Below are 18,397 nucleotides of genomic sequence, written 5' to 3' on the forward strand. Positions count from 1 at the left end.
CGTGAGGAGCGGTCGCCGGGCGGGCACACCGGGCGGGCACATCGGACGGGCACAAGAGTGACAGCAGGCATGACAGGCAGAGCGGGAACAGGGGACGGGGCACAGTGATGCAGTACGTGAACGCGTGGCGGGCGGTCGCGGCGGCGACCGGCAGGGCCGACCGGAGTGCGGCCGAGGACGGGGTGCGGCTTGCCTACCGCCGTGCGGGACTGGCCGAGCCCGAGCACGTCATCTGGGCGGACTCGCCCAAGGCGGCGGTGGAGGCGGTGGAGAAGCTGGTCGGTGCCGGACGCTCCGTCCGCGAGGAGGTGCGCACCCGCCCATGGGCCCAGGAGCGCCGAAGGATCTACGACGAGCTGGGCCCCGCGGGCTGGTCCGCGCTGTGGTCGGCCACCGGCGCCCAGTTGTGGGAGACCACCGCCGCGCTGGCCGACCGGATCCGGACCGGGATCGTCGCCGAGCTCGCCACCCGGCCCGAGGACGAGTCGGACGTCCGCCTCGTCCTGCTGGACGCGGTCCTGGGCCAGCACGACGCGGCCTGGCTCGCGGCCTTCGAAGGCCGGGGCGACCGGCTGACCGGGCTGGCCGAGGTCGCCAGGAACGCCGGCTGGTGGTGGCCCTACGAGCACGCGGTGGTGATCAGCGAGCGGCCCGAAGCGCTCCACCGGGACGAGGCGGGACGGCTCGACCGGGGCGACGGGCCGGCCCTCGCCTATCCCGACGGCTTCGCCCTCCACGCCTGGCGCGGAATGCCCGTGCCCGCCGAGTTCCTCGATTCGCTGGGGACGCTGACACCCGAACGCATACGTGCCGAGGAGAACGCGGAACTGCGGCGCGTGATGCTCGAGTACTACGGATACGACCGCTACCTCACCGAATCGGGTGCGCAGCCCGTGCACCAGGACGAGACCGGAATCCTGTGGTGCATAGCGATGGAGGGCGACGAGGACGTCGCGATGGTCGAAGTGGTCAACTCCACGCCGGAGCCGGACGGAACGCACCGTACCTACTGGCTCCGGGTCCCCCCGAGGACCCGGACCGCGAAGGAGGGTGTGGCGTGGACCTTCGGGCTCGACGGGGACGCCTACGCGCCGACGCGGCAGACCTGACCGGATCGCGGCAGGGGCGCGACATCCGTGAGGGGTCCCGCGCGGGCGCCGGGGTTGCGGGCGGCCGGTACCTCCTGACCGGAGAGAGCCAGGAGGTCAGGCAGCCACGCGGTCAGGCGGTCAGCGCCGCGTGGTCGATGCCGAGTTCGCGGGCAAGCGCCTCCTCGGTCCACCGCAGCATGGTCGCTCTGGACAGGGGACCCGCGTACGACGTCATCTGGACCGCCAGGCCGTCGAGCAGGGCGGTCAGCCGCCAGGCCACCGACATGGGGTCGTCGCACCGGAACTCACCCGCCGCGGCGCCCTCGTCGATGACCTCCGCCAGCTCCGCCTTCCACTGCTGGTCGAGATCGCCGGCGACCTCCCGGAGCGCGGGATCCCGCAAGGAGGAGGCCCAGCCCTCGATCCAGAGCCGCCACCCCTTGGCCTGGCCGGTCGGCGCGTACCAGCGTACGGCGGCGCGCAGCCGCCGTACGGCGGTGGTGCGGCGGGTCAGCAGCTTGCGCAGATGCGCCAGGTCGGCCTCCGCGGCGTAGGCGAACGCGGCGGCCACCAGCTTCTCCTTGGTCGAGAAGTGGTACAGCACCAGTGCGTTGCTCACCCCGAGTACGGACGCCACGTCGGCGATCCGGACCGCGGCCACACCCCGTACCTCGATCTGCTCGACCGCAGCACGCAGGAGCTCCTCCCGACGCTCCGCCACGCTCAGCCGTACTCTCGCCACGGAGTCACCCTAGCCAAGCCGACTGCCCGGCCGGACCACCGGGCCACCCGGTCGGGCGGATCTAGGCGTACCAGCCGAACCTCTCCGCCATCACCGGCAGCCGGTCCGCAACGAGCGCGTGCGCCGCGGCCCGGGGTGTGCACCCGTCCGCCTCCGCGCGCTCCAGGACCGTGCCGATCAGGGACCGCATGGCGCGGCGGGTGTGGGTGAACGCCTCGTCGGCGTCGGCTCCGATGTCCCCGAACAGGGTCCACCACCACCAGGCGTTCGTACCGGAGTTGACGACCACGTCCGGGAGAACCGTGATCCCGCGCCGGGCCAGCAGAGCCTCCGCGTCGGGCAGTACGGGCATGTTCGCCGCCTCCACGATCCAACGAGCCCTGACCGATGCCTGCTTCACGGCGTCCACGGCGTAGGACACCGCGGCGGGAACCAGCACCTCGGCGTCCGCCGCCAGCCAGGCGTCGGCGGGCAGTTCCTCGTCCCCCGGGCGCAATGCCCCCCGGTCCACCGTGCCGAACGCGTCCCGTGCGGCGAGCAGGGACTCGACGTCCAGCCCCGCCGGGTTGGCGATGGTGCCCTTCACATCGGCGACCGCGACCACCGTGAGCCCGGCGCGGGACAGGAACCGCGCCGTCGCTCCGCCCATCGTGCCGAGCCCCTGGAGGGATGCACGCGCATCGCGGTACGCCACGCCGGCCCGGTCGAGTGCGACGAGAGCGGACTCCGCGACACCGCACCCGCCGACCAGTTCGTCCAGTCCGATCCCGTCCACCGTGACCGCGAAGGCGTCCGCCAGGCGGCGGCGGGCCGCCGCCTCGTCGTCGAGCAGCGGAAAGACCGCCTGCACGGTGGAGACGAGACCCGCCTCCGAGGCCGCCCGGTCCACCACGTCCTGGCTGAGGCCGAGATCCTCGCCGGTCGTCCATACGCTCTCGACGTACGGACGCACGGCCCGCAGGAAGCGGACGAGGATCCCGTAGGCCTCGGGAGCGCGCGGATCGCAGTCGATGCCGCCCTTGGCCCCGCCCAGCGGGATGTAGCGCGCCCCGGTGTCGTCGGCGTCGAAGTGCAGGGCCTCCTTCATGGTCATGCCCCGGGCCAGGCCCGCCACCTCCGCGAGGGTGCAGCCCTGCCTCATGCGCAGCCCTCCGCTCGACACGCCGCGCACCAGGCGGTCCACGACCAGATAGCCCTCGGTCCCGGTGACGTGGTCGGTCCAGGTCAGGGAGATCAGCGGGGCGGTGGAGGGGGGCGTCACAGGGCGGCTCCGGGGCGGCTCGGCGTAGATGTACTGAACAGCGAGTCAGTATCGAGAGGTGGGCGCCACCTGTCAACGCGCGAGAACCGGCCGACTGCGACGGGTCGGCATCCCGTTCGCGGAATCCTGGAGCCGGTACGCACGTTGGAGTCGGCATGAGCGACTTCGAACCAGGGCGCGAGGCGCTGCTCCGGCTCCTCGGCGAGCACGACGGCGGTGTGCTGGTCACGATCAAACGCGACGGCACGCCTCAGCTGTCCAATGTGAACCACGCGTACGACCCGGCCGACGGGGTGATCAGGGTGTCCGTCACGGAGGGGCGGGCGAAAACCCGTAACCTCCGCCGCGACCCGCGGGCGAGCTATCACGTGACCAGCCAGGACCGGTGGGCGTGGACCGTGGCGGACGTCTCGGCCGAGCTGACCCGGCCCGCCGAGGACCCTCACGACGAGACCGTGGAACAGCTGGTGCGGCTCTACAGGGACATCCGGGGAGAGCACCCCGACTGGGACGAGTACCGGCGTGCGATGGTCGAGGACCGCAGGGTCGTCCTCACCCTCCGGATCGAGCACGTGTACGGGCAGCCGCGTGCCTGAGGCGTCGACCGCGGGGGAGGGGGCGCCGGACGGGCCCACGGGGTGCTCCCCGGCCGGGCCTGCGGAATGCTCCGTTCACCGTCGACCCCTCGCTCTGTTCCGCCTCCCGACCATAATGAGACGACACCCACTCCCTCAGGAGAAGCTGTGACCGGCGCCGACAACCAGCCCTCGCTCCGTACCCGACTGCGCTCGCTGCGCCCGGACGCCTTCGGTGCGGATCCGGCCGATGCGCGGATGGAGCGGATCCGCCGCTCGCCCAACTTCGCCGACGGGGTCTTCCAGAACCCCGAGGGGACCCGGACCAGGCCGTCGGGCTCGATGCTCGAATTCGCCAAGGTCTTCTTCCGCAAGGAGGAGCGCGCCCGGCGCTCGCCCTCCGGCACGGTCCCGATCCACGCCACGACGCTCGCAGATCTCGCCGCACCGCCCGAGACGGGCCTCCGGCTGACCTGGCTGGGCCACTCCAGTGTGCTCACGGAGATCGACGGCCATCGGGTGCTCTTCGACCCGGTCTGGGGCGAGCGATGCTCGCCGTTCGCCTTCGCGGGGCCCAAGCGCGTGCACCCCGTGCCGCTGCCGCTCGCCTCCCTCGCGCCCGTGGACGTCGTGGTGATCTCGCACGACCACTACGACCACCTGGACCTGCCGACCATCAAGGCGCTGGCGGGGACGGACACCGTCTTCGCCGTCCCCCTCGGTGTCGGAGCGCACCTGGAGCGCTGGGGGGTGCCCCTGGAGCGCATCCACGAACTGGACTGGAACGAGACCGTGCGGATCGGGGGCATCAGCCTCACCGCCACCCCGGCCCGTCACTTCTGCGGACGCGGGCTGCGCAACCAGCAGCACACCCTGTGGGCGTCGTGGGTCGTCGCGGGGCCGGACCACCGCGTCTACCACAGCGGTGACACCGGCTACTTCTCCGGATTCAAGGGCATCGGAGCCGAACACGGCCCCTTCGACGCGACCATGATCCAGGTGGGCGCCTACTCCCAGTACTGGCCGGAGAACCACACCGACCGCACGCCGCTTCCCGGTGCGTGGCCGGACATCCACATGTCACCTGCCGAGGGGGTCCAGGCGCACCTCGATCTCCAGGGCGGACGCCCGCACGGCGTACTGCTGCCGATCCACTGGGGCACCTTCAACCTCGCGCTGCACGCCTGGGCCGAGCCGGGGGAGTGGATGAAGGACGCTGCCGAGGAGGTCGGGCAGGCGGCCGTGTTCCCCCGGCCCGGCGAGCCGTTCGAGCCTGCCGGGAAACTGCCGTCGGACGCGTGGTGGCGTGCCGTGTCGGCACCGGTCGCGCGCCCGTGGCGCGGTCCCGGTACGGGCGAGCCGGCGTCGGTGCGCAAAGAGGAAGTCGACCTCGCCGGAGAGCGCTGACGGGGAGGGCGCTCCTCACGGACTTCCCGCCTGGAGGGTGTCCCGCGCCGACCTGCTGAGCACGGCCGGCAGGTGGTCACCGGCTGCGGCGGGGTGCCGTGGCCCGGTGTGGTCGCGCGGTCTCGGAGCCCGGTGCCGGAGTGTCTCCGGCACCGGGCTCTCCACATGCGGGGGCCGGTGTGAGGCCGGGCGGGTGTCCCGAAGCCCGGCCCTGGTCCCGGTCGTGTCGTGCCCGGCCCGGTTATGCGTCAGGCCGTCGCCGCCCGGGTCCTGGGACGTGTACGCGGGCTGTTCGGGTGAGTGACCCGTAAAGCGGCATCACCGAGATGACATGAAATTCGAACATACGATCTAATGCGGGAATGGATGACAGCACCTTCCCCCTCGAACTCGTCCAGGCCCAGCGAGAGTGGAATGCCGCGTACGAGGAACTGGCCCGGCCACGGGCCCGCCGCTCGACCGAACTGCGCCGGACCCTTCTGCGGCTGTCGGTGTGGATTCGGTGGCACCCGTACTGGGCCACCAGTGGCGCAGGCCCGGCAGCCCGGGTGCGGTTGCGGGAAGCCGCACGTACGCGGACGGGGCGTCAGGACGTGAGGTCCGCCTGACGCCGCGCCCGCCGCATGTGATCAACCGGCTGTGATCCGCAGGACTCCGGTCACGGTGCCCTGGAGGTAGGCCCCGTCCGGTGTGATCGTGCCCGCCATCTGCAAGGAGTCGTACAACGAGCCCACCCCGACCTTCACGGAACGCGTGACCCGGCCGCTGTCGGGATCGATCTGCACGTAGCGGTAGGGGTCGAGGATGCTCGTCCCCCTGGTGCCGGGGACGAGTGGATCACGTACCACCGTGTGGAGCAGCCCGTCGGCCGTCGACAGCTTGGGCACGGCGGCCGAACGCAGGGCGCTGTCCCACTTCAGTGAGCAGCCCGTCCCGTCCGCCCGTACGTCCACCCGGGTGAGGCCGCCGGCGAAGTCGGCCGCGGCGGGCACGCTGGGGCCGGCTCCCTCGGGGACGGCGGGGTACGGGTATCCGTAGGTCCCGGCCACGAAGACGCTGCTCCCTGCACCGATGGGGGAGTTCTCGCTGCCGGGGCCGCCCGAAGCCTGGAGCACAGGGACCGAGCAGACGGTCGAACCGTCGGAGGAGCGGTACACCTCGAGGTTGGCCGATGTGTCGGCGTTGTCGACGACCGTGACGTACTCCGTGCCCGTCCTCGGGCCGAAGAACGTCGGGGTCGATCCGCTGCCCCAGCTGAGCAGGCCGGGCTTCCGCGCGGACCCGCGGTCGTACTCCTTGCGCCAGACGATTTCCGGCGTGCCGCCGGCCGCGGTCAGCAGATAGGTGGCGTGCGTGGTGGTGACAGCGGTGCCCTCCGGCGCGGTGGAGATGCTGTTGGCGACGCGCTCGCCCGCGGGCAGGGTGAGGGCGTTCACGGCGCCGGTGGTGTCGTCCGCCGTTCCGACCACCCCTCCACCGGTGGCGAACCACACGCGCCCCCTCCAGTCGGGCGCGAGGCCGGTGACCGCGTCGCCCTCGGGTATCACCGCGGCGAGGGACTGGCTCCGGTCGACGGTGAGGGACCAGGCGCCGTCTGCGTTCCGGTGGTGGCCGACGCGCAGCAGGCTGCGGCTGCCGTCCGCGACGACGAGCCGGTCCTGATGGTCGATGTAGGCGTACACCCCGCCGAGCAGCGACCCCTTGGTGAGTTTCAGGGAGGTGAGGGAGGAGCCGTTGCCGGGATCGAGCAGATGCACTGTCGGAACCTGGCCGAAGATCGGAGTGCACAGGGCGACCGGATAGCCGTCGGCTCCCACCAGGACGGTGGGGCAGGCGGAGGCGAGCGCGGTGCGTGAGGACGACAGGGAGCCGGCGCCGGGGCCCGTCAGCGGAGTGGTGTCCGAGGAGCCGGTGTCCCCGTGCATGGTGGCGGTGCCGTCGGGACCCGCGTACGGATTGTGCGGGGGCGTCGGGCCGAACGGAGCGGAGGAGAGGGCGGACGCCGGGGCGGCGCAGCCCAGGACGAACGCGGCCAGCAGGGCGCCGACGGGCTTCCACCGGGGGCGTCGAGCGGTTCGGTGGAGGCGAGGGAAGGGGGACACGGCGTGGTGGTCCTCTCTGGGGCGGAAACGCGGAAACGCGGAAACGCAGCGATCGGTGGGGATGGGCGGTTACGACGCCTGCTGCCGTGACGCCGTGCGTGCGTCCGGTGTAGGGGGCCGTGAGGGCGTGCGAACCATGTGGGCTCTCGACCCACGAGGGAGGAGCTGAGCCGGCGACGCGCGTGTTCACCCGCCGACGCGCATGCGGGCCCGCGACACGCGGCCGAGCGGTGGTCCGGAACCTGGCCGGCCGAGGTGAAGCGGGTCCGGGTGGCGGGGCCCAGGTCAGGGGCGAGGCGCGAGTGACGGCGAACGCGGGTACCGCATCGCGGAGAGAGCGAAGGGGTGTCCGGGCCATCGGGGATCGGCGGCGGTAGTCGCCGGGCGGCTGCCCATCGGCGTGCTCAGCGCGCGCGGAGACAGCGCATGCGGAGACAGAGCGCGCCGGCGGTCCGCGCGAGATCGACGTGCCGTCGTCGCGTGAGTCCCGGGCTGCGCTTCATGCGGGTGATCCAAGCAGTACCGCTGACTACCGGTCAAGACCGGTCCACTCCATGGCGTCCGGGGGGCGTCGGCGTCGGGCCATGATGTCCGGAGCCACGGCATCCGGGGTCCGGGGCCGACGGCGCCGCGCCGTTCGCCGCGGCGCCGCCGTACGGCCCGCACGTCCCGCGGCGACGGGATTCGGCGGATGACGCGGACGGCGCGGTCCGAACCGGAATGATGGGCGGAGCGGCGGGTACGTCCGCAGCCGGTGCCACCCGGCACGCCCGTGACACCCAGAGGACCTGATGACCGACCCGAAGCGCTACATCATCGAGTCGCTGGACACCGGACTGCGCCTCATGCGCCTCTTCCTCGTCCACGACAGCCTGTCGGTCACCGGTGCGGCCAGGGAACTCGGCGTGGCCCGCTCCACCGCGCACCGGGTGCTCACCACCTTGGAGGCGCGCGGATTCGCCACCCGGGACGTGTCGGGGCGGGGCTACTCGGCAGGACCTGAACTGGTCACTCTGGGACGCCCGGCGGGTTACGGCCCGGAGATCGCTGCGCGCCTGGAGACCGTGCTCGACTCGGCGGCCGATGCCACGGGCGAGACGGTCAGTACCGCCGCCCTGATCGGCGACCAGGTGATCATCACGAACGGCCGGGAGTCCTCGCACGCGGTACGGGCGGTGCTGGAGACCGGTCGCGCCCGGCCGGCCCATGCCACGGCGGCCGGCAAGGTGCTCCTGGCCCAGCTGACGACCGAACAGGTCTGCGCCCTCTACCCCTACGAGCGGCTGCCCGGGGTCACCGGACGCACCCTGGCCTCACGCACCGGCCTCCTCGCCGAGCTGGAACGCACCCGGGCCCGCGGCAGGGCCGACTGTTCCGGTGAGGCCGCCCGGGGGATGAACGAGGTGGCTGTGCCTCTGATGGGCAGCAGCTGGCGGGACCGCCTCGCCCTGACGGCCTCCATGCCCGCGGACCGGGGGAGCGAGGCCGAGCTCTCGCGGCACGCCGTTGCCCTGGGTGCGGCCGCGATGTCACTGCCTCCCGCGGTTTCCTGATCCGTCCCGCCCCGGAGCCCCGGTCCGTGGCGGCCGCCCGGTCCACGTCCACGGGGCCAGGCCACCTCGGGAGTGCCCGCGTGGCATCTGGGCCGCCGCCCCGCCACCAGTGGAATTCGTACGCACGGCCGGTGTGCGGACCGGTGGGCGGAGGTGGTGACGTACGTAATCGGCTGCCCGTGCGAGGCGTCATACCAGAGCGGGACGCCTGGCGGGCAAGTTCGACAACTGCACGTCCGGCATGGGCGATTGACGACTACCGTGTGTGGTCGGTGATCAACGGTGGGCTCATATCGGTCGAGCCTTCCCCAACCGTTGACCCGGGCCTGACCACCGTAGGTGTCACCACACGAATGCCGATTCCGGGTGCCCCACGTACCGAGGACGCTGATGTCTCAACTTCGCGCACCCACCGCGCGACCGGAACGCCGCGAGGGCGGACGGCACGGCCGTCCCGGTGGCCGTTCGCATTCGGCCCCCAGCCGGCCGCGTGCCGCACAGCCCACCGCACCCGAAGGCCGCCTGCGACCCCAACTGCTGCGTACCGCCCTCCTCCCGACTGTGGCCGCGGTGCTCAGCGGGGCGGCAGCCGTCATCTTCACCATCCGGGCCTCGGGCGTGCGCCCGTCAGGCAGTCTCCTCGCGGCCCTTGGAGGTTCCGGGGCGCTGGCCGTGGCAGCCGTGGCGGCGGCCTTCATCGGCGCGGGCCGCGTCACCACGGGAGTGCACGACCGCTGTGTCGCGCTGCGCCGCACGAGTGCCCGGCACCACGCGGAGCTCAAGGGCCTGGTGGAGCAACTCCGTGGCGGCGAGCCCCTGCCCGCCCGTCCCGCCACTCCTCCTGTCGCTCCCGACGCCGACGCCTTCGACCTGCTCGCCCACGAGATGGCACACGCGCAGGACGAAGCGGTGACCGCGGTCGTCCAGGCCTCCCAGTTGTTCCGCGGGAACGGGAACGAACAGAAGGTCGAGGTCTTCGTCAACCTCGCCCGGCGGCTTCAGTCGCTGGTGCACCGCGAGATCCAGATCCTCGACGAGCTGGAACACGAGGTCGAGGACCCCGACCTGCTCAAGGGCCTCTTCCACGTCGACCACCTCGCCACCCGCATCCGCCGGCACGCGGAGAACCTCGCGGTACTGGGCGGCGCCGTGTCGCGGCGCCAGTGGAGCAGTCCGGTGACCATGACGGAAGTGCTGCGTTCGGCGATCGCCGAGGTCGAGCAGTATCCACGCGTCGAGCTGGTCCCGCCCATCGACGGAACCCTGCGCGGACACGCCGTGGCCGACGTGATCCACCTGCTCGCCGAACTCGTCGAGAACGCCACGGTGTTCTCGGCCCCGCACACCCAGGTGCTGCTGCGCGCCCAGCGTGTCACCGCCGGGCTCGCCCTGGAGGTCGAGGACCGCGGACTCGGCATGCCCGGGCCCGAGCAGAAGCGGATGAACACCCTGCTCTCGGACCCGGACCAGGTGAACGTGGCCCACCTGCTGCAGGACGGCCGCATCGGACTCTTCGTCGTCGCCTCACTGGCCCGCAGGCACGGCATCGCCGTCCGGCTGCAGAGCAACATCTACGGGGGCACACAAGCCGTACTCGTGCTGCCCCAAGTCCTCCTGGGCATCGACATCGATGCCACGGCCGCACCGGGCACAGCGGCCGTGGCGTCGTCCGGTCCCGCGCCCCTCCCGGCCGGCGACGTCCGGCCCGCCGAGCCCGCGCCGCAGCCGTCTCCCGGTCAGGAGCAACGCCCCGGAAGCGACCGGCTCCAGGAGCAGGCACCGCCGCTGCCGCTGCGCGCGGAGCGGGTGGACGGACCGAACCCGGCCGCCTTCCCACCCGTCGCCAGGACCGCGGAGCCCTTGGGGCCACCGGGGGCGGCTGTGCCCGCGGCGACGATCACGCCGCAGGCCGTGCCTGCCGACGGCTTCGGGACCCACTCCGCACAGGCACAGGCACAGGCACAGGCACCGGCGCCCGCACCGGTCCCGGCCTCGGTTCCGGTTCCCATCCCAGCCCAAGTCCCGGCGTCGGCACCGCCGTCCGACGGCGCGGGCCGCCCGCAGCTCCCGAGGCGAAGCAACCAGGAGCACCTGGTTCCGCAGCTCCGCGAGGCACCCGCCCGCAGAGCCGAGGACGACAACGCCCTGCACGACCCGGGCCTGATGGCCGCCTTCCGCCGCGGGGTCGATCTCGCCGAGGCGCAGACCGCCGACGAGGTGGAACTCGCCGGGGCCTACGGCACCGCGGGTGCCGAGTCCGCGACCACGACGGTCGGCGCGCAGCGTTCCCACGGGCTCGCTCCGCTCCCCTTCCGGGGATCGGCGGGGACCGTCGCGGCCGGGACGGACCCGCGAGGCCCGGTTTCCCCGGCACCGCAGCCGTCCGATCAGGATCCCCGAACCGAGAACATGTTCAAGGAGTAGATGCAGCATGACCACCGAAATGCCGTCCGGTCAGGTCACGGACCTCGACTGGCTGCTGAGCGGCCTCGTCCAACGTGTGCCCTACACGCGCAGTGCGGTCCTCCTCTCCGCGGACGGGCTGGTGAAATCCGTCCACGGCATGGACTCGGACAGCGCCGACCACATGGCCGCGCTGGCTGCCGGTCTGTACTCGCTCGGCCGCAGCGCGGGCGCCCGCTTCGGTGACAACGGTGACGTTCGGCAGGTCGTCGTCGAACTCGACTCGACGCTGCTGTTCGTCTCGACCGCGGGTTCCGGCACCTGCCTCGCGGTCCTCGCCGGCCGCGAGGCGGACGCCGCCGTCCTCGGCTACGAGATGGCCATGCTCGTGAAGAGCGTGCGGCCCTACCTGACGACGCCGCTCCGGCAGCCGGCCGGAGCGCCGTTCACTCCGGGGCTGTGAGGATGCCGGCCCCGCAGGACGGGCCGTTGCTCGACGACGCGGCCGGCCGGCTCATCCGCCCGTACACCGTGAGCAACGGCCGCACGAGGCCGACCACCGTCCTTGACCTGCTCTCCCTGGTGATGGCCACGGGGAACAGGCCACGGGCGTACCTCGGCCCCGAGCACACCGTCGCGCTGGAACTCTGCGACGGCCCCACGTCCGTGGCCGAGGTCGCCGCCCACCTCCGGCTGCCCGCGGTCGTCACCAAGGTCCTCCTGTCCGACCTGGTCGACTGCGGGGCGGTCACCGCGCACGCCCCCGCATTCCATGACATGCCCACCGACCGATCTCTGCTGGAGGCAGTGCTCGATGGTCTACGACGACAGCTCTGACAGCACCGAATACTTTCCTGTGGCCCTCAAAATCCTGGTCGCGGGCGGGTTCGGCGTCGGCAAGACGACGTTCGTGGGCGCCGTCAGCGAGATCGCCCCCTTGAGCACCGAGGAGCTCCTGACCCAGGTCAGCGCTGCCACGGACAGTCTCGAAGGTATCGAATCCAAGACCGCGACGACCGTGGCCATGGACTTCGGCCGGATCACGTTGTCCGAACAGCACGTGCTCTACCTCTTCGGCACGCCCGGCCAGGAGCGTTTCTGGTTCATGTGGGACGAGTTGTCCAAGGGGGCGCTCGGCGCGGTCGTGCTGGCCGACACCAGGCGGCTGGCCGAGTGCTTCGCGGCCGTGGACTTCTTCGAGCGGCGGGGCATCGGCTTCATCGTCGCGGTCAACGAGTTCGACGGCGCCTACCGTTACGAGCCGGACGAGGTGCGAGCGGCACTCGACCTCGGGCCGGAGGTCCCGGTGGTCCTCTGCGACGCCCGCATCGCGAGCTCCGGTACGGGTGCGCTGGTCACCCTTGTCCAGCACCTCATCAACGCCACCGCGCCGGTCCCGCTGTCCGGCTCCGGGGTCGCCCAGGCGTGAGTCGGACGCCGTCCGTGGTGCGGGAGGCGGGGACCTGACCGGCCCCGCCCGGCGGTGCCCGCGTGGTGGCCCGCGTCCTTGGCGGCACCCCGCCGCGTTCATCCCGACGCGCTGTTCCGGCGTGTTCAGGTCAGGGAGAACGCGTCCGCGAGCTGGTCGAGCTGGGTGGTGAGCAGGGTGTCACCGCTGTGCCCCATGCCCGCGAACTGTCCCGCCGCCTCCAGGCCGACCGACCCGTGCAACTGGGCCCATACGAGAACGGCACCCGCCAGTCCGTACGCCGCGCGCCGTTGGTCGGCGGCGGCATCCGGTGCGTACTCGGCGACCCACGAGGCCACGCCCGCGGTGTCGGCGGCGAGCCAGGCCGTCATCTCGGCCACCAGGGCGGAGTGGCTCGTCCCCGGTGACCCGTCCGCGAAGAGCGGAAGGAAAGGGCCGAGGACCGCCCGGGCCCGGTCGCGCGTGTCGTCCGGAGCGATGTAGCCCGGGACGGGTGCACCCTGGATCAACAGATAACGGTGAGGCTCGGCCACCGCCCAGGCCCGGTAGGCCGTGGCCAGCGCGTGCAGACGCGCGCGCGGACCCAGCTCGCCGGCCTCCGCCTCCTCGGCCGCGCGGGCGACGGCCGAAGCCGCGTCGTCGTAGGCGTCCCTGATCAGCGCGCTCAGAAGATCGTCCCGACTGGAGAAGTAGCGGTACAGGGCAGGCCCTGAGAGCCCCATCTCCTTGGCGATACGCGTCAGTGCCAGTGCCCCGGCCCCCGATTCGGCCAGCTGCCGCAGCGCGGTGTCCTTGATCTCCGCCCGGGTCTGCTCCCGGTACCTGGCGCGTGGGCCTTCCTGTGCTCGGACCATCACCGGCTCCTCCAGTCGATCCGCTACGCATGGCGTCATGGCGGGTCATCGCAAGGCGTGCTCACTTTCGTTACGGAGTCTAACTCGACTCCTTGCGAGGGGCTCTCGCGAGAGTTACAGTGTCTAACAGAAGGAAGAGGGCATTACCACGCTCGAACGGAAGGGGCACTCCATGACCACCGCATCCGCTCTCCACGTCGTGCTCGGTGCGGGGCCGGCCGGTACCGCGCTCGCGCGTGAGCTCTCCGGGCGGGGCCACCGGGTCCGCCTCGTCGACCGCAAGGGGCAAGGTCCCGCCATGGAGGGTGTGGACCGGTTCGCCGCCGATGTGTCGACCTCCGAAGGGGCGTGCGCGGCGGTCGAGGGCGCGGCGGTCGTGTACCACTGCGTCAACGTCGGCTATCACCTGCAGGTCGAGGTCATGCCACGCATCCAGGTGGCGGTCATGGCGGCCGCCGAGGCGGCGGGCGCACGCCTGGTCGTCCTCGACACGCTCTATCCCTACGGCGAGACCCACGGTGCCGTGATGACCGAGGACACCCCGTGGCGCGCGACCAGCCGCAAGGGGGTGATGCGCGCGGAGCTCGACGCCCGCTACCTCGCGGCGCACGTGGAGGGCAGGCAGCGCGTCGTCCTCGGCCGGTCCGCCGATTTCGTAGGACCCGGGGTGCTCAGCTCGACGCTGGGAGGGGCGGTCTTCCCGGCGGCGCTCACCGGGGGACAGGTCCCCGCTCTCGGGGACATCGATCTGCCTCACAGCTACACGTGCATAGGCGATGTCGCGGCGGGTCTGGCCATGCTCGGCGAGAATCCCGGCGCTGACGGGCGCGTATGGCACCTTCCGACGGCTCCCGCGGTCACGACCCGGGACATCTACGCCATGATCGAGGAACGCGTCGGCCGGCCCCTGGACCTCACCGTGATCGCCGAACCGCGCCCCTTCGGACCCTTCGACGAGGTGTTCATGGCGGAGTACGCCGAGATGTTCTACCAGCACACCGAGGGGCAGACGGTCGACTCCTCCGCCATCGAGACGGCGTTCGGACTCATCCCCAACCCGCTTCCCGACACCGTGGACACGACACTCGCCTGGTACCGGGACTTCCTGGGTCGTCGCTGAGTGTGTGGTGAGGGGCCGTCGTGGCGTTGGTCGCGTTGCATGACGGGGTGCATGCCCTGCCGCCCGCCCGTCCGGTCGGTCGGCTGACCGACCCGAGTGGGTGGAAGGGGGCGTTGCGGTCCGGGCCCGCGGGCCCTCCCCGGTGCCTCGGCGCGCTCGACCGGCAGCTTCTTGCTGCCGGTGGGCCCGGGGCACATCGCGCCGCTCTGGTCGTGGCGGCCCGATGCGGGGCACGCCCTGAGCCGGTGACCGGAAACGGGTTCGTGAGCACCGGTGCAAGTGCGGTATTGTTCTCATGCGCGTTCGGCCCGGGGGAAACCCCAGGTCAGACGGTCAGCGGGACGTGGCGCAGCTTGGTAGCGCACTTGACTGGGGGTCAAGGGGTCGCAGGTTCAAATCCTGTCGTCCCGACTCGTGAGAGTCGTAGTTCGAGGGGCTGGATCGGAGCATTCCGATCCAGCCCCTCGAACGTTTTCCGGCTGTGGCGGCTGTGGCGGCTGTGGCGGCTGTGTCCGGCCCGTGGTGATGACGGAAACCGTCGCTTCCGAAACCGTCGCCTCCGGTCATGCCGATGCCGATTCCGATGCTGCCCCGGACATCCGGATCCCGATCCCGAGGTCCGAGGCGGCCGGAGGCGTACGCGATCGGGGGCCGCACCCGCGGCGTGCGGCGCGGCCCCCGAGGGTCGTCGGAGTGATCAGGCGGTCTCGCCGGGACCGGCGCCGATGCCTGCGCCCTTCGCCTTCTTGATGCCCTTGGTGATGTCGTCGAGGACCGAGAGCTTCGGTGCCTTCGCGTTGACGTCGAAACCGGAGCGGACGACGACCAGCATGTTCTTCAGGTTGGGTGAGGGGAACGCGAGCGATTCGACGTAGCCGTCGTCACCGTTCTTCGTCACCACCTTCCAGCGCACCTTGTAGCCCTTCTGGCCGGCGACCGTGACGGCCTCGGAGACGAGCTCCTCGTGCGAGGTGATCCCGCCGTAGATCTTCTCGCCGTAGGACTCCTCGGCATTCGCCTTGATGTCCGCCTCGGCGGCCGCCTTCGCCGTGTCGGCCTTGATCTTCAGGGCTTGGGCGGGCGCGGAGAAGATGCCGCCCCGCACGCACTTCTGGCTCGTGTCACCGGGGCAGGCGTAGTCGCCGGTGGTCAGGCCGGCGCCGATCGGCCCGGACTGGCCCTTCCAGCCGTCCGGCACGGGGATGCTGATGCCGCTGGCCGCGTCGGTCGCGTACCCCTTCTCGGTCTCCGGCATCTGGCCCGGATTCCGGCCCTCGCCACCGTCCTGGCCGCCGTTGTCGCCTTCGCCCCGGCCGCCGTCCGGCGCGCCGGGGAGGCCAGGGCTTTCCGGCTGGTTCGTGGGCGCCGTCGCGGAGGCGCTGTCGCCGTCGTCGGAGTTGCTGCCCAGCATGTAGGCGCCACTGCCGACGGCCGCGAGGAGGACGACACCGGCGGCTATGCCCGCTCCGATGCGCATCCGGCGGCGTCGGACGGTCGCCGGGGCGATCCGGAGCTGGTCGGTCCAGCGGCTCCCGTCCCACCAGCGTTCCTGTGCGGGGCCGATTCCTGAGTGCCCGGGGTCTGTGTGCCAGCCGGGCGGGGTCGTCTGGGTCACGAGAGCACCGTAGGCGCACTGACTGAGAATCGTATGAAACGCACAGCGTGGTCGTGGTCACGTCCCGGGCGCTCGTGCACACCGGGCGTGGGGCCGCCTCCGCCGCGCCCGGGTTCCCCGGCTCCTACGGTTCGATCAGGCCGGCCCGGATGGCGTACCGCGTGAGTTCCAGGCGGTCGCGGAGGCCGAGCTTCTGGAGCAGGTTGGCCCGGTGCCGTTCCACCGTCTTCACGCTGATCACGAGCAGGCCCGCGATCTCCTTCGACGAATGACCCTCGGCCACCAGTTTGAGGATCTCCTCCTCCCGCTCCGTGATCGCTCGCGCGGGCAGGTCCCTGCCCTCCTTGACCCGGTCCAGGTAGTGCCGGATGAGGGCGGTCACCGCGCCGGGGTAGAGGAACGGCTCGTCGCGCATGGCGGCCCGGCACGCCTCGACGAGGTCCCGGTCCGCGACCGACTTCAGCACGAACCCCGAGGCGCCCGCCTTCAGGGCCTCGAAGAAGTACTGCTCGTTGTCGTACATCGTGAGCATCAGGATGCGCAGGTCCGGCATGACCCGGGAGAGTTCGCGCGCCGCCTGAAGGCCCGTCAGACGGGGCATGGCGATGTCCAGCACCGCCAGGTCGGGCTGCTCCGCGCGTGCCAGCTCGATCGCCTCGGCGCCGTCGCCTGCCTCGGCGACGACCTGGAGGTCCGGTTCGCCGTCCAGGATCAGGCGCACACCCCGGCGCACCAGGGCGTGGTCGTCGGCGAGCAGGATGCGGGTCGGCCGGCCGGAACCGGCGGGGGTGTGGGGCATGGTCAGGCACTTCCGTTCCGTACGGGCACGTCGAGGCGTACGTCGGCGCCGCCCGTGGCCCCGGTACCGATGGTGAGCGTGGCGCCGATGAGCAGGGCGCGTTCGCGCATGCCGCGCAGGCCGGCGTTCTCCGTGACGTCCCCGATGCCGCGGCCGTCGTCCCGGACCCGGAGTTCCACGCCGGACGCGCTCCGCCGCAGGGAGAGTTCGAGCACGGTCGCTCCCGCGTGGCGCACGGTGTTCGTGACGCATTCCTGGGCGATGCGGTAGACGACCAGCTCGGCCTCGTCGCCGAGTGGAGGAAGGTCCTTCTCCAAGCGCCGTCTGATCGTCAGGCCGTTGGGTGTCGGTGTCTCGGTCGACAGAGCCGTCAGTGCGCTGACCAGGCCCAGTTCGTCGAGGACCCCCGGGCGCAGCCGTCGGGCGATCCGGCGGATCTCGTCCAGACCGCCCCGGGTGATCTCCTGGACCTGCGCCAGTTCGTCCCTCAGCGGGGCCGGTGCGCGGCCCGTGACCCGCTTCAGTTCGAGCAGGACCGCGGTCATGGTCTGGCCCACCTCGTCGTGCAGTTCCCGGGCCACACGGCGGCGTTCCGCCTCCTGGGCCCAGAGGGCCCGCGCGCTGCTGGTGGCGCGTTCCGCCTCCAGACGGTCGAGCATGCTGTTGAACGTCTCGATCAGGGCCGCGACCTCGCCCTCCCCGGCGACTTCGGGCCGTGGGCGTGGGCTGAGCAGGTCGATGGTCGTCATCGCTCTGGTGACCCGTTGCAGTGGAGCGAGTCCCAGCCGGAGCAGGAGGGCGTTGGCGCCGAGCATCAGCGCCATGCCGCCGGCCAGGATGAGGGCCTCGGTCAGTACGACGGGAGCCGAGACGGTGATCGGTCCGAGCAGCAGGAGTGCCCCTGCTGCCACCAGTACCGCTGCGTTGAGCAGGAAGATGCGCCAGAACAGGGACACGGCGGCCGGGCCTCCTCGGGACGGGTTCGCGTGCGGCTCGTTCCCCCACTATCGCCGGTTCATCGCGGCGCACGGCCGTACGAGGGCTCAGCCGTCGCGTCTGCATGGCGGACCCCGCTCAAGATGGGTGCCAACCCCTATGGTCCTGCCCCCCTGTTCGCCGCGACGATGGAACTGGCCCAACGGGTGCCGATCCGGGAGGGAGTCACCATGGCCGACGACCACGAGGGGCTGAGCGGTCTCGAGGGCAGGTCCAGGGAGGCCGGGCCCGAGGACGCGGGCACACCAGTAAGCGACGTCCCGCGCGGACGCGGCTACGGCTCCGCATGGCTGTGGCTGGTGATCGGTGTCGCCGGGCTGGGGGCGGGGATAGTCATCGGTCACGGTCTGCTCATCGCCGGAGGGCTGGTCCTGGCCGGTATGGCCGGCCAGCTCTTCGACCCGGACCGGCGCAGGGCCCGGAGGCGGCTGCCCCGGCCCCGGTGACGCC

Annotated in this window: 19 protein-coding genes and 1 tRNA gene; 12 read left to right on the plus strand and 8 right to left on the minus strand. The window is 71.8% G+C overall.

Features of this window, described 5'->3' with window-relative positions; genetic code table 11:
* The first annotated feature begins 107 nt into the window (after positions 1-107).
* Positions 108-1,109, plus strand: coding sequence for a DUF6745 domain-containing protein (locus OHT61_RS28095; RefSeq protein WP_329042050.1), 1,002 nt, complete (start codon positions 108-110; stop codon positions 1,107-1,109).
* 112 nt (positions 1,110-1,221) lie between these two features.
* On the opposite strand, the gene OHT61_RS28100 is transcribed toward OHT61_RS28095, so the two are convergent.
* On the minus strand, positions 1,222-1,833 hold the full coding sequence (locus OHT61_RS28100; protein WP_329042051.1) for a TetR/AcrR family transcriptional regulator: 612 nt from the start codon (positions 1,831-1,833) through the stop codon (positions 1,222-1,224).
* A gap of 61 nt (positions 1,834-1,894) precedes the next feature.
* Entirely contained in the window at positions 1,895-3,094 is a 1,200-nt protein-coding gene (locus tag OHT61_RS28105; RefSeq protein ID WP_329042052.1) for a Glu/Leu/Phe/Val dehydrogenase dimerization domain-containing protein, read from the minus strand.
* Positions 3,095-3,249: 155 nt separating this feature from the next.
* Here OHT61_RS28105 and OHT61_RS28110 point away from each other — a divergent pair, with 155 nt between their 5' ends.
* From OHT61_RS28110 to OHT61_RS28120, 3 genes are all read left to right on the plus strand, one after another.
* The gene (locus OHT61_RS28110) at positions 3,250-3,690 is read left to right on the plus strand and encodes a PPOX class F420-dependent oxidoreductase (protein ID WP_329042053.1); all 441 of its coding nucleotides are present in this window, start codon (positions 3,250-3,252) and stop codon (positions 3,688-3,690) included.
* 147 nt (positions 3,691-3,837) lie between these two features.
* Positions 3,838-5,076, plus strand: a complete 1,239-nt coding sequence (locus tag OHT61_RS28115) for an MBL fold metallo-hydrolase (RefSeq protein ID WP_329042055.1) — start codon at positions 3,838-3,840, stop codon at positions 5,074-5,076.
* 362 nt (positions 5,077-5,438) lie between these two features.
* On the plus strand, positions 5,439-5,684 hold the full coding sequence (locus tag OHT61_RS28120) for a hypothetical protein (protein WP_329042056.1): 246 nt from the start codon (positions 5,439-5,441) through the stop codon (positions 5,682-5,684).
* 21 nt (positions 5,685-5,705) lie between these two features.
* Here the strand turns inward: OHT61_RS28120 and OHT61_RS28125 are convergent, their stop codons facing one another.
* Together OHT61_RS28125 and OHT61_RS32580 are read right to left on the minus strand one after the other, a co-directional pair.
* Positions 5,706-7,178 (minus strand): hypothetical protein, encoded by a 1,473-nt coding sequence (locus tag OHT61_RS28125; RefSeq protein WP_443049557.1) that lies wholly within the window; start codon positions 7,176-7,178, stop codon positions 5,706-5,708.
* A gap of 404 nt (positions 7,179-7,582) precedes the next feature.
* On the minus strand, positions 7,583-7,681 hold the full coding sequence (locus OHT61_RS32580; RefSeq protein ID WP_443049558.1) for a putative leader peptide: 99 nt from the start codon (positions 7,679-7,681) through the stop codon (positions 7,583-7,585).
* Between the two features lie 288 nt (positions 7,682-7,969).
* Here OHT61_RS32580 and OHT61_RS28130 point away from each other — a divergent pair, with 288 nt between their 5' ends.
* The 5 genes from OHT61_RS28130 to OHT61_RS28150 all read left to right on the plus strand — a co-directional run bounded on the left by OHT61_RS28130 (position 7,970) and on the right by OHT61_RS28150 (position 12,563).
* On the plus strand, positions 7,970-8,731 hold the full coding sequence (locus OHT61_RS28130; protein ID WP_329042057.1) for an IclR family transcriptional regulator: 762 nt from the start codon (positions 7,970-7,972) through the stop codon (positions 8,729-8,731).
* Between the two features lie 390 nt (positions 8,732-9,121).
* Entirely contained in the window at positions 9,122-11,155 is a 2,034-nt protein-coding gene (locus OHT61_RS28135) for a sensor histidine kinase (RefSeq protein ID WP_329042059.1), read from the plus strand.
* A 7-nt stretch (positions 11,156-11,162) separates the two neighbouring features.
* Positions 11,163-11,597, plus strand: coding sequence for a roadblock/LC7 domain-containing protein (locus OHT61_RS28140; RefSeq protein ID WP_329042061.1), 435 nt, complete (start codon positions 11,163-11,165; stop codon positions 11,595-11,597).
* 2 nt (positions 11,598-11,599) lie between these two features.
* Positions 11,600-11,971 carry a DUF742 domain-containing protein gene (locus OHT61_RS28145; RefSeq protein ID WP_329042062.1) on the plus strand — a complete coding sequence of 124 codons (372 nt, stop codon included), beginning with the start codon at positions 11,600-11,602 and terminating at the stop codon, positions 11,969-11,971.
* On the plus strand, positions 11,949-12,563 hold the full coding sequence (locus OHT61_RS28150) for a GTP-binding protein (RefSeq protein WP_329042064.1): 615 nt from the start codon (positions 11,949-11,951) through the stop codon (positions 12,561-12,563). Before OHT61_RS28145 ends, OHT61_RS28150 begins: the two co-directional genes overlap by 23 nt.
* 125 nt (positions 12,564-12,688) lie before the next feature.
* Here the strand turns inward: OHT61_RS28150 and OHT61_RS28155 are convergent, their stop codons facing one another.
* Entirely contained in the window at positions 12,689-13,417 is a 729-nt protein-coding gene (locus OHT61_RS28155) for a TetR/AcrR family transcriptional regulator (protein ID WP_329042065.1), read from the minus strand.
* A 172-nt stretch (positions 13,418-13,589) separates the two neighbouring features.
* On the opposite strand from OHT61_RS28155, the gene OHT61_RS28160 reads away from it, so the two are divergent.
* Positions 13,590-14,537 carry an NAD-dependent epimerase/dehydratase family protein gene (locus OHT61_RS28160; RefSeq protein ID WP_329042067.1) on the plus strand — a complete coding sequence of 316 codons (948 nt, stop codon included), beginning with the start codon at positions 13,590-13,592 and terminating at the stop codon, positions 14,535-14,537.
* A gap of 337 nt (positions 14,538-14,874) precedes the next feature.
* Positions 14,875-14,948 (plus strand) — tRNA-Pro (locus tag OHT61_RS28165).
* 286 nt (positions 14,949-15,234) lie between these two features.
* On the opposite strand, the gene OHT61_RS28170 is transcribed toward OHT61_RS28165, so the two are convergent.
* The 3 genes from OHT61_RS28170 to OHT61_RS28180 form a co-directional block, all read right to left on the minus strand.
* A complete protein-coding gene (locus tag OHT61_RS28170) occupies positions 15,235-16,152 on the minus strand; it encodes a DUF2510 domain-containing protein (protein WP_329042068.1) in 918 nt (305 codons plus the stop codon).
* Positions 16,153-16,276: 124 nt separating this feature from the next.
* Positions 16,277-16,951 (minus strand): response regulator transcription factor, encoded by a 675-nt coding sequence (locus OHT61_RS28175; RefSeq protein WP_329042070.1) that lies wholly within the window; start codon positions 16,949-16,951, stop codon positions 16,277-16,279.
* Positions 16,952-16,953: 2 nt separating this feature from the next.
* Positions 16,954-17,907: a HAMP domain-containing sensor histidine kinase gene (locus tag OHT61_RS28180; RefSeq protein ID WP_329042072.1), complete on the minus strand. Its 954-nt coding sequence runs from the start codon at positions 17,905-17,907 to the stop codon at positions 16,954-16,956.
* Positions 17,908-18,030: 123 nt separating this feature from the next.
* Between OHT61_RS28180 and OHT61_RS28185 the strand changes: the two genes are divergently transcribed.
* Positions 18,031-18,393 (plus strand): hypothetical protein, encoded by a 363-nt coding sequence (locus tag OHT61_RS28185; RefSeq protein ID WP_329042073.1) that lies wholly within the window; start codon positions 18,031-18,033, stop codon positions 18,391-18,393.
* Positions 18,394-18,397: the final 4 nt, after the last annotated feature.

Origin of the sequence: Streptomyces sp. NBC_00178 (genome assembly GCF_036206005.1) — a bacterium.
Lineage (GTDB): Bacteria > Actinomycetota > Actinomycetes > Streptomycetales > Streptomycetaceae > Streptomyces.

Excerpts from the sequence above, each read along its gene's own strand:
- OHT61_RS28095 (WP_329042050.1), top strand. The coding sequence starts at position 108 with ATGCAGTACGTGAACGCGTGGCGGGCGGTCGCGGCGGCGACCGGCAGG.
- OHT61_RS28140 (WP_329042061.1), top strand. The coding sequence starts at position 11,163 with ATGACCACCGAAATGCCGTCCGGTCAGGTCACGGACCTCGACTGGCTG.
- OHT61_RS28185 (WP_329042073.1), top strand. The coding sequence starts at position 18,031 with ATGGGTGCCAACCCCTATGGTCCTGCCCCCCTGTTCGCCGCGACGATG.
- OHT61_RS28145 (WP_329042062.1), top strand. The coding sequence starts at position 11,600 with ATGCCGGCCCCGCAGGACGGGCCGTTGCTCGACGACGCGGCCGGCCGG.
- OHT61_RS28155 (WP_329042065.1), bottom strand. The coding sequence starts at position 13,417 with ATGGTCCGAGCACAGGAAGGCCCACGCGCCAGGTACCGGGAGCAGACC.
- OHT61_RS28120 (WP_329042056.1), top strand. The coding sequence starts at position 5,439 with ATGGATGACAGCACCTTCCCCCTCGAACTCGTCCAGGCCCAGCGAGAG.
- OHT61_RS28160 (WP_329042067.1), top strand. The coding sequence starts at position 13,590 with ATGACCACCGCATCCGCTCTCCACGTCGTGCTCGGTGCGGGGCCGGCC.
- OHT61_RS28135 (WP_329042059.1), top strand. The coding sequence starts at position 9,122 with ATGTCTCAACTTCGCGCACCCACCGCGCGACCGGAACGCCGCGAGGGC.
- OHT61_RS28150 (WP_329042064.1), top strand. The coding sequence starts at position 11,949 with ATGGTCTACGACGACAGCTCTGACAGCACCGAATACTTTCCTGTGGCC.
- OHT61_RS28175 (WP_329042070.1), bottom strand. The coding sequence starts at position 16,951 with ATGCCCCACACCCCCGCCGGTTCCGGCCGGCCGACCCGCATCCTGCTC.
- OHT61_RS28130 (WP_329042057.1), top strand. The coding sequence starts at position 7,970 with ATGACCGACCCGAAGCGCTACATCATCGAGTCGCTGGACACCGGACTG.
- OHT61_RS28110 (WP_329042053.1), top strand. The coding sequence starts at position 3,250 with ATGAGCGACTTCGAACCAGGGCGCGAGGCGCTGCTCCGGCTCCTCGGC.
- OHT61_RS32580 (WP_443049558.1), bottom strand. The coding sequence starts at position 7,681 with ATGAAGCGCAGCCCGGGACTCACGCGACGACGGCACGTCGATCTCGCG.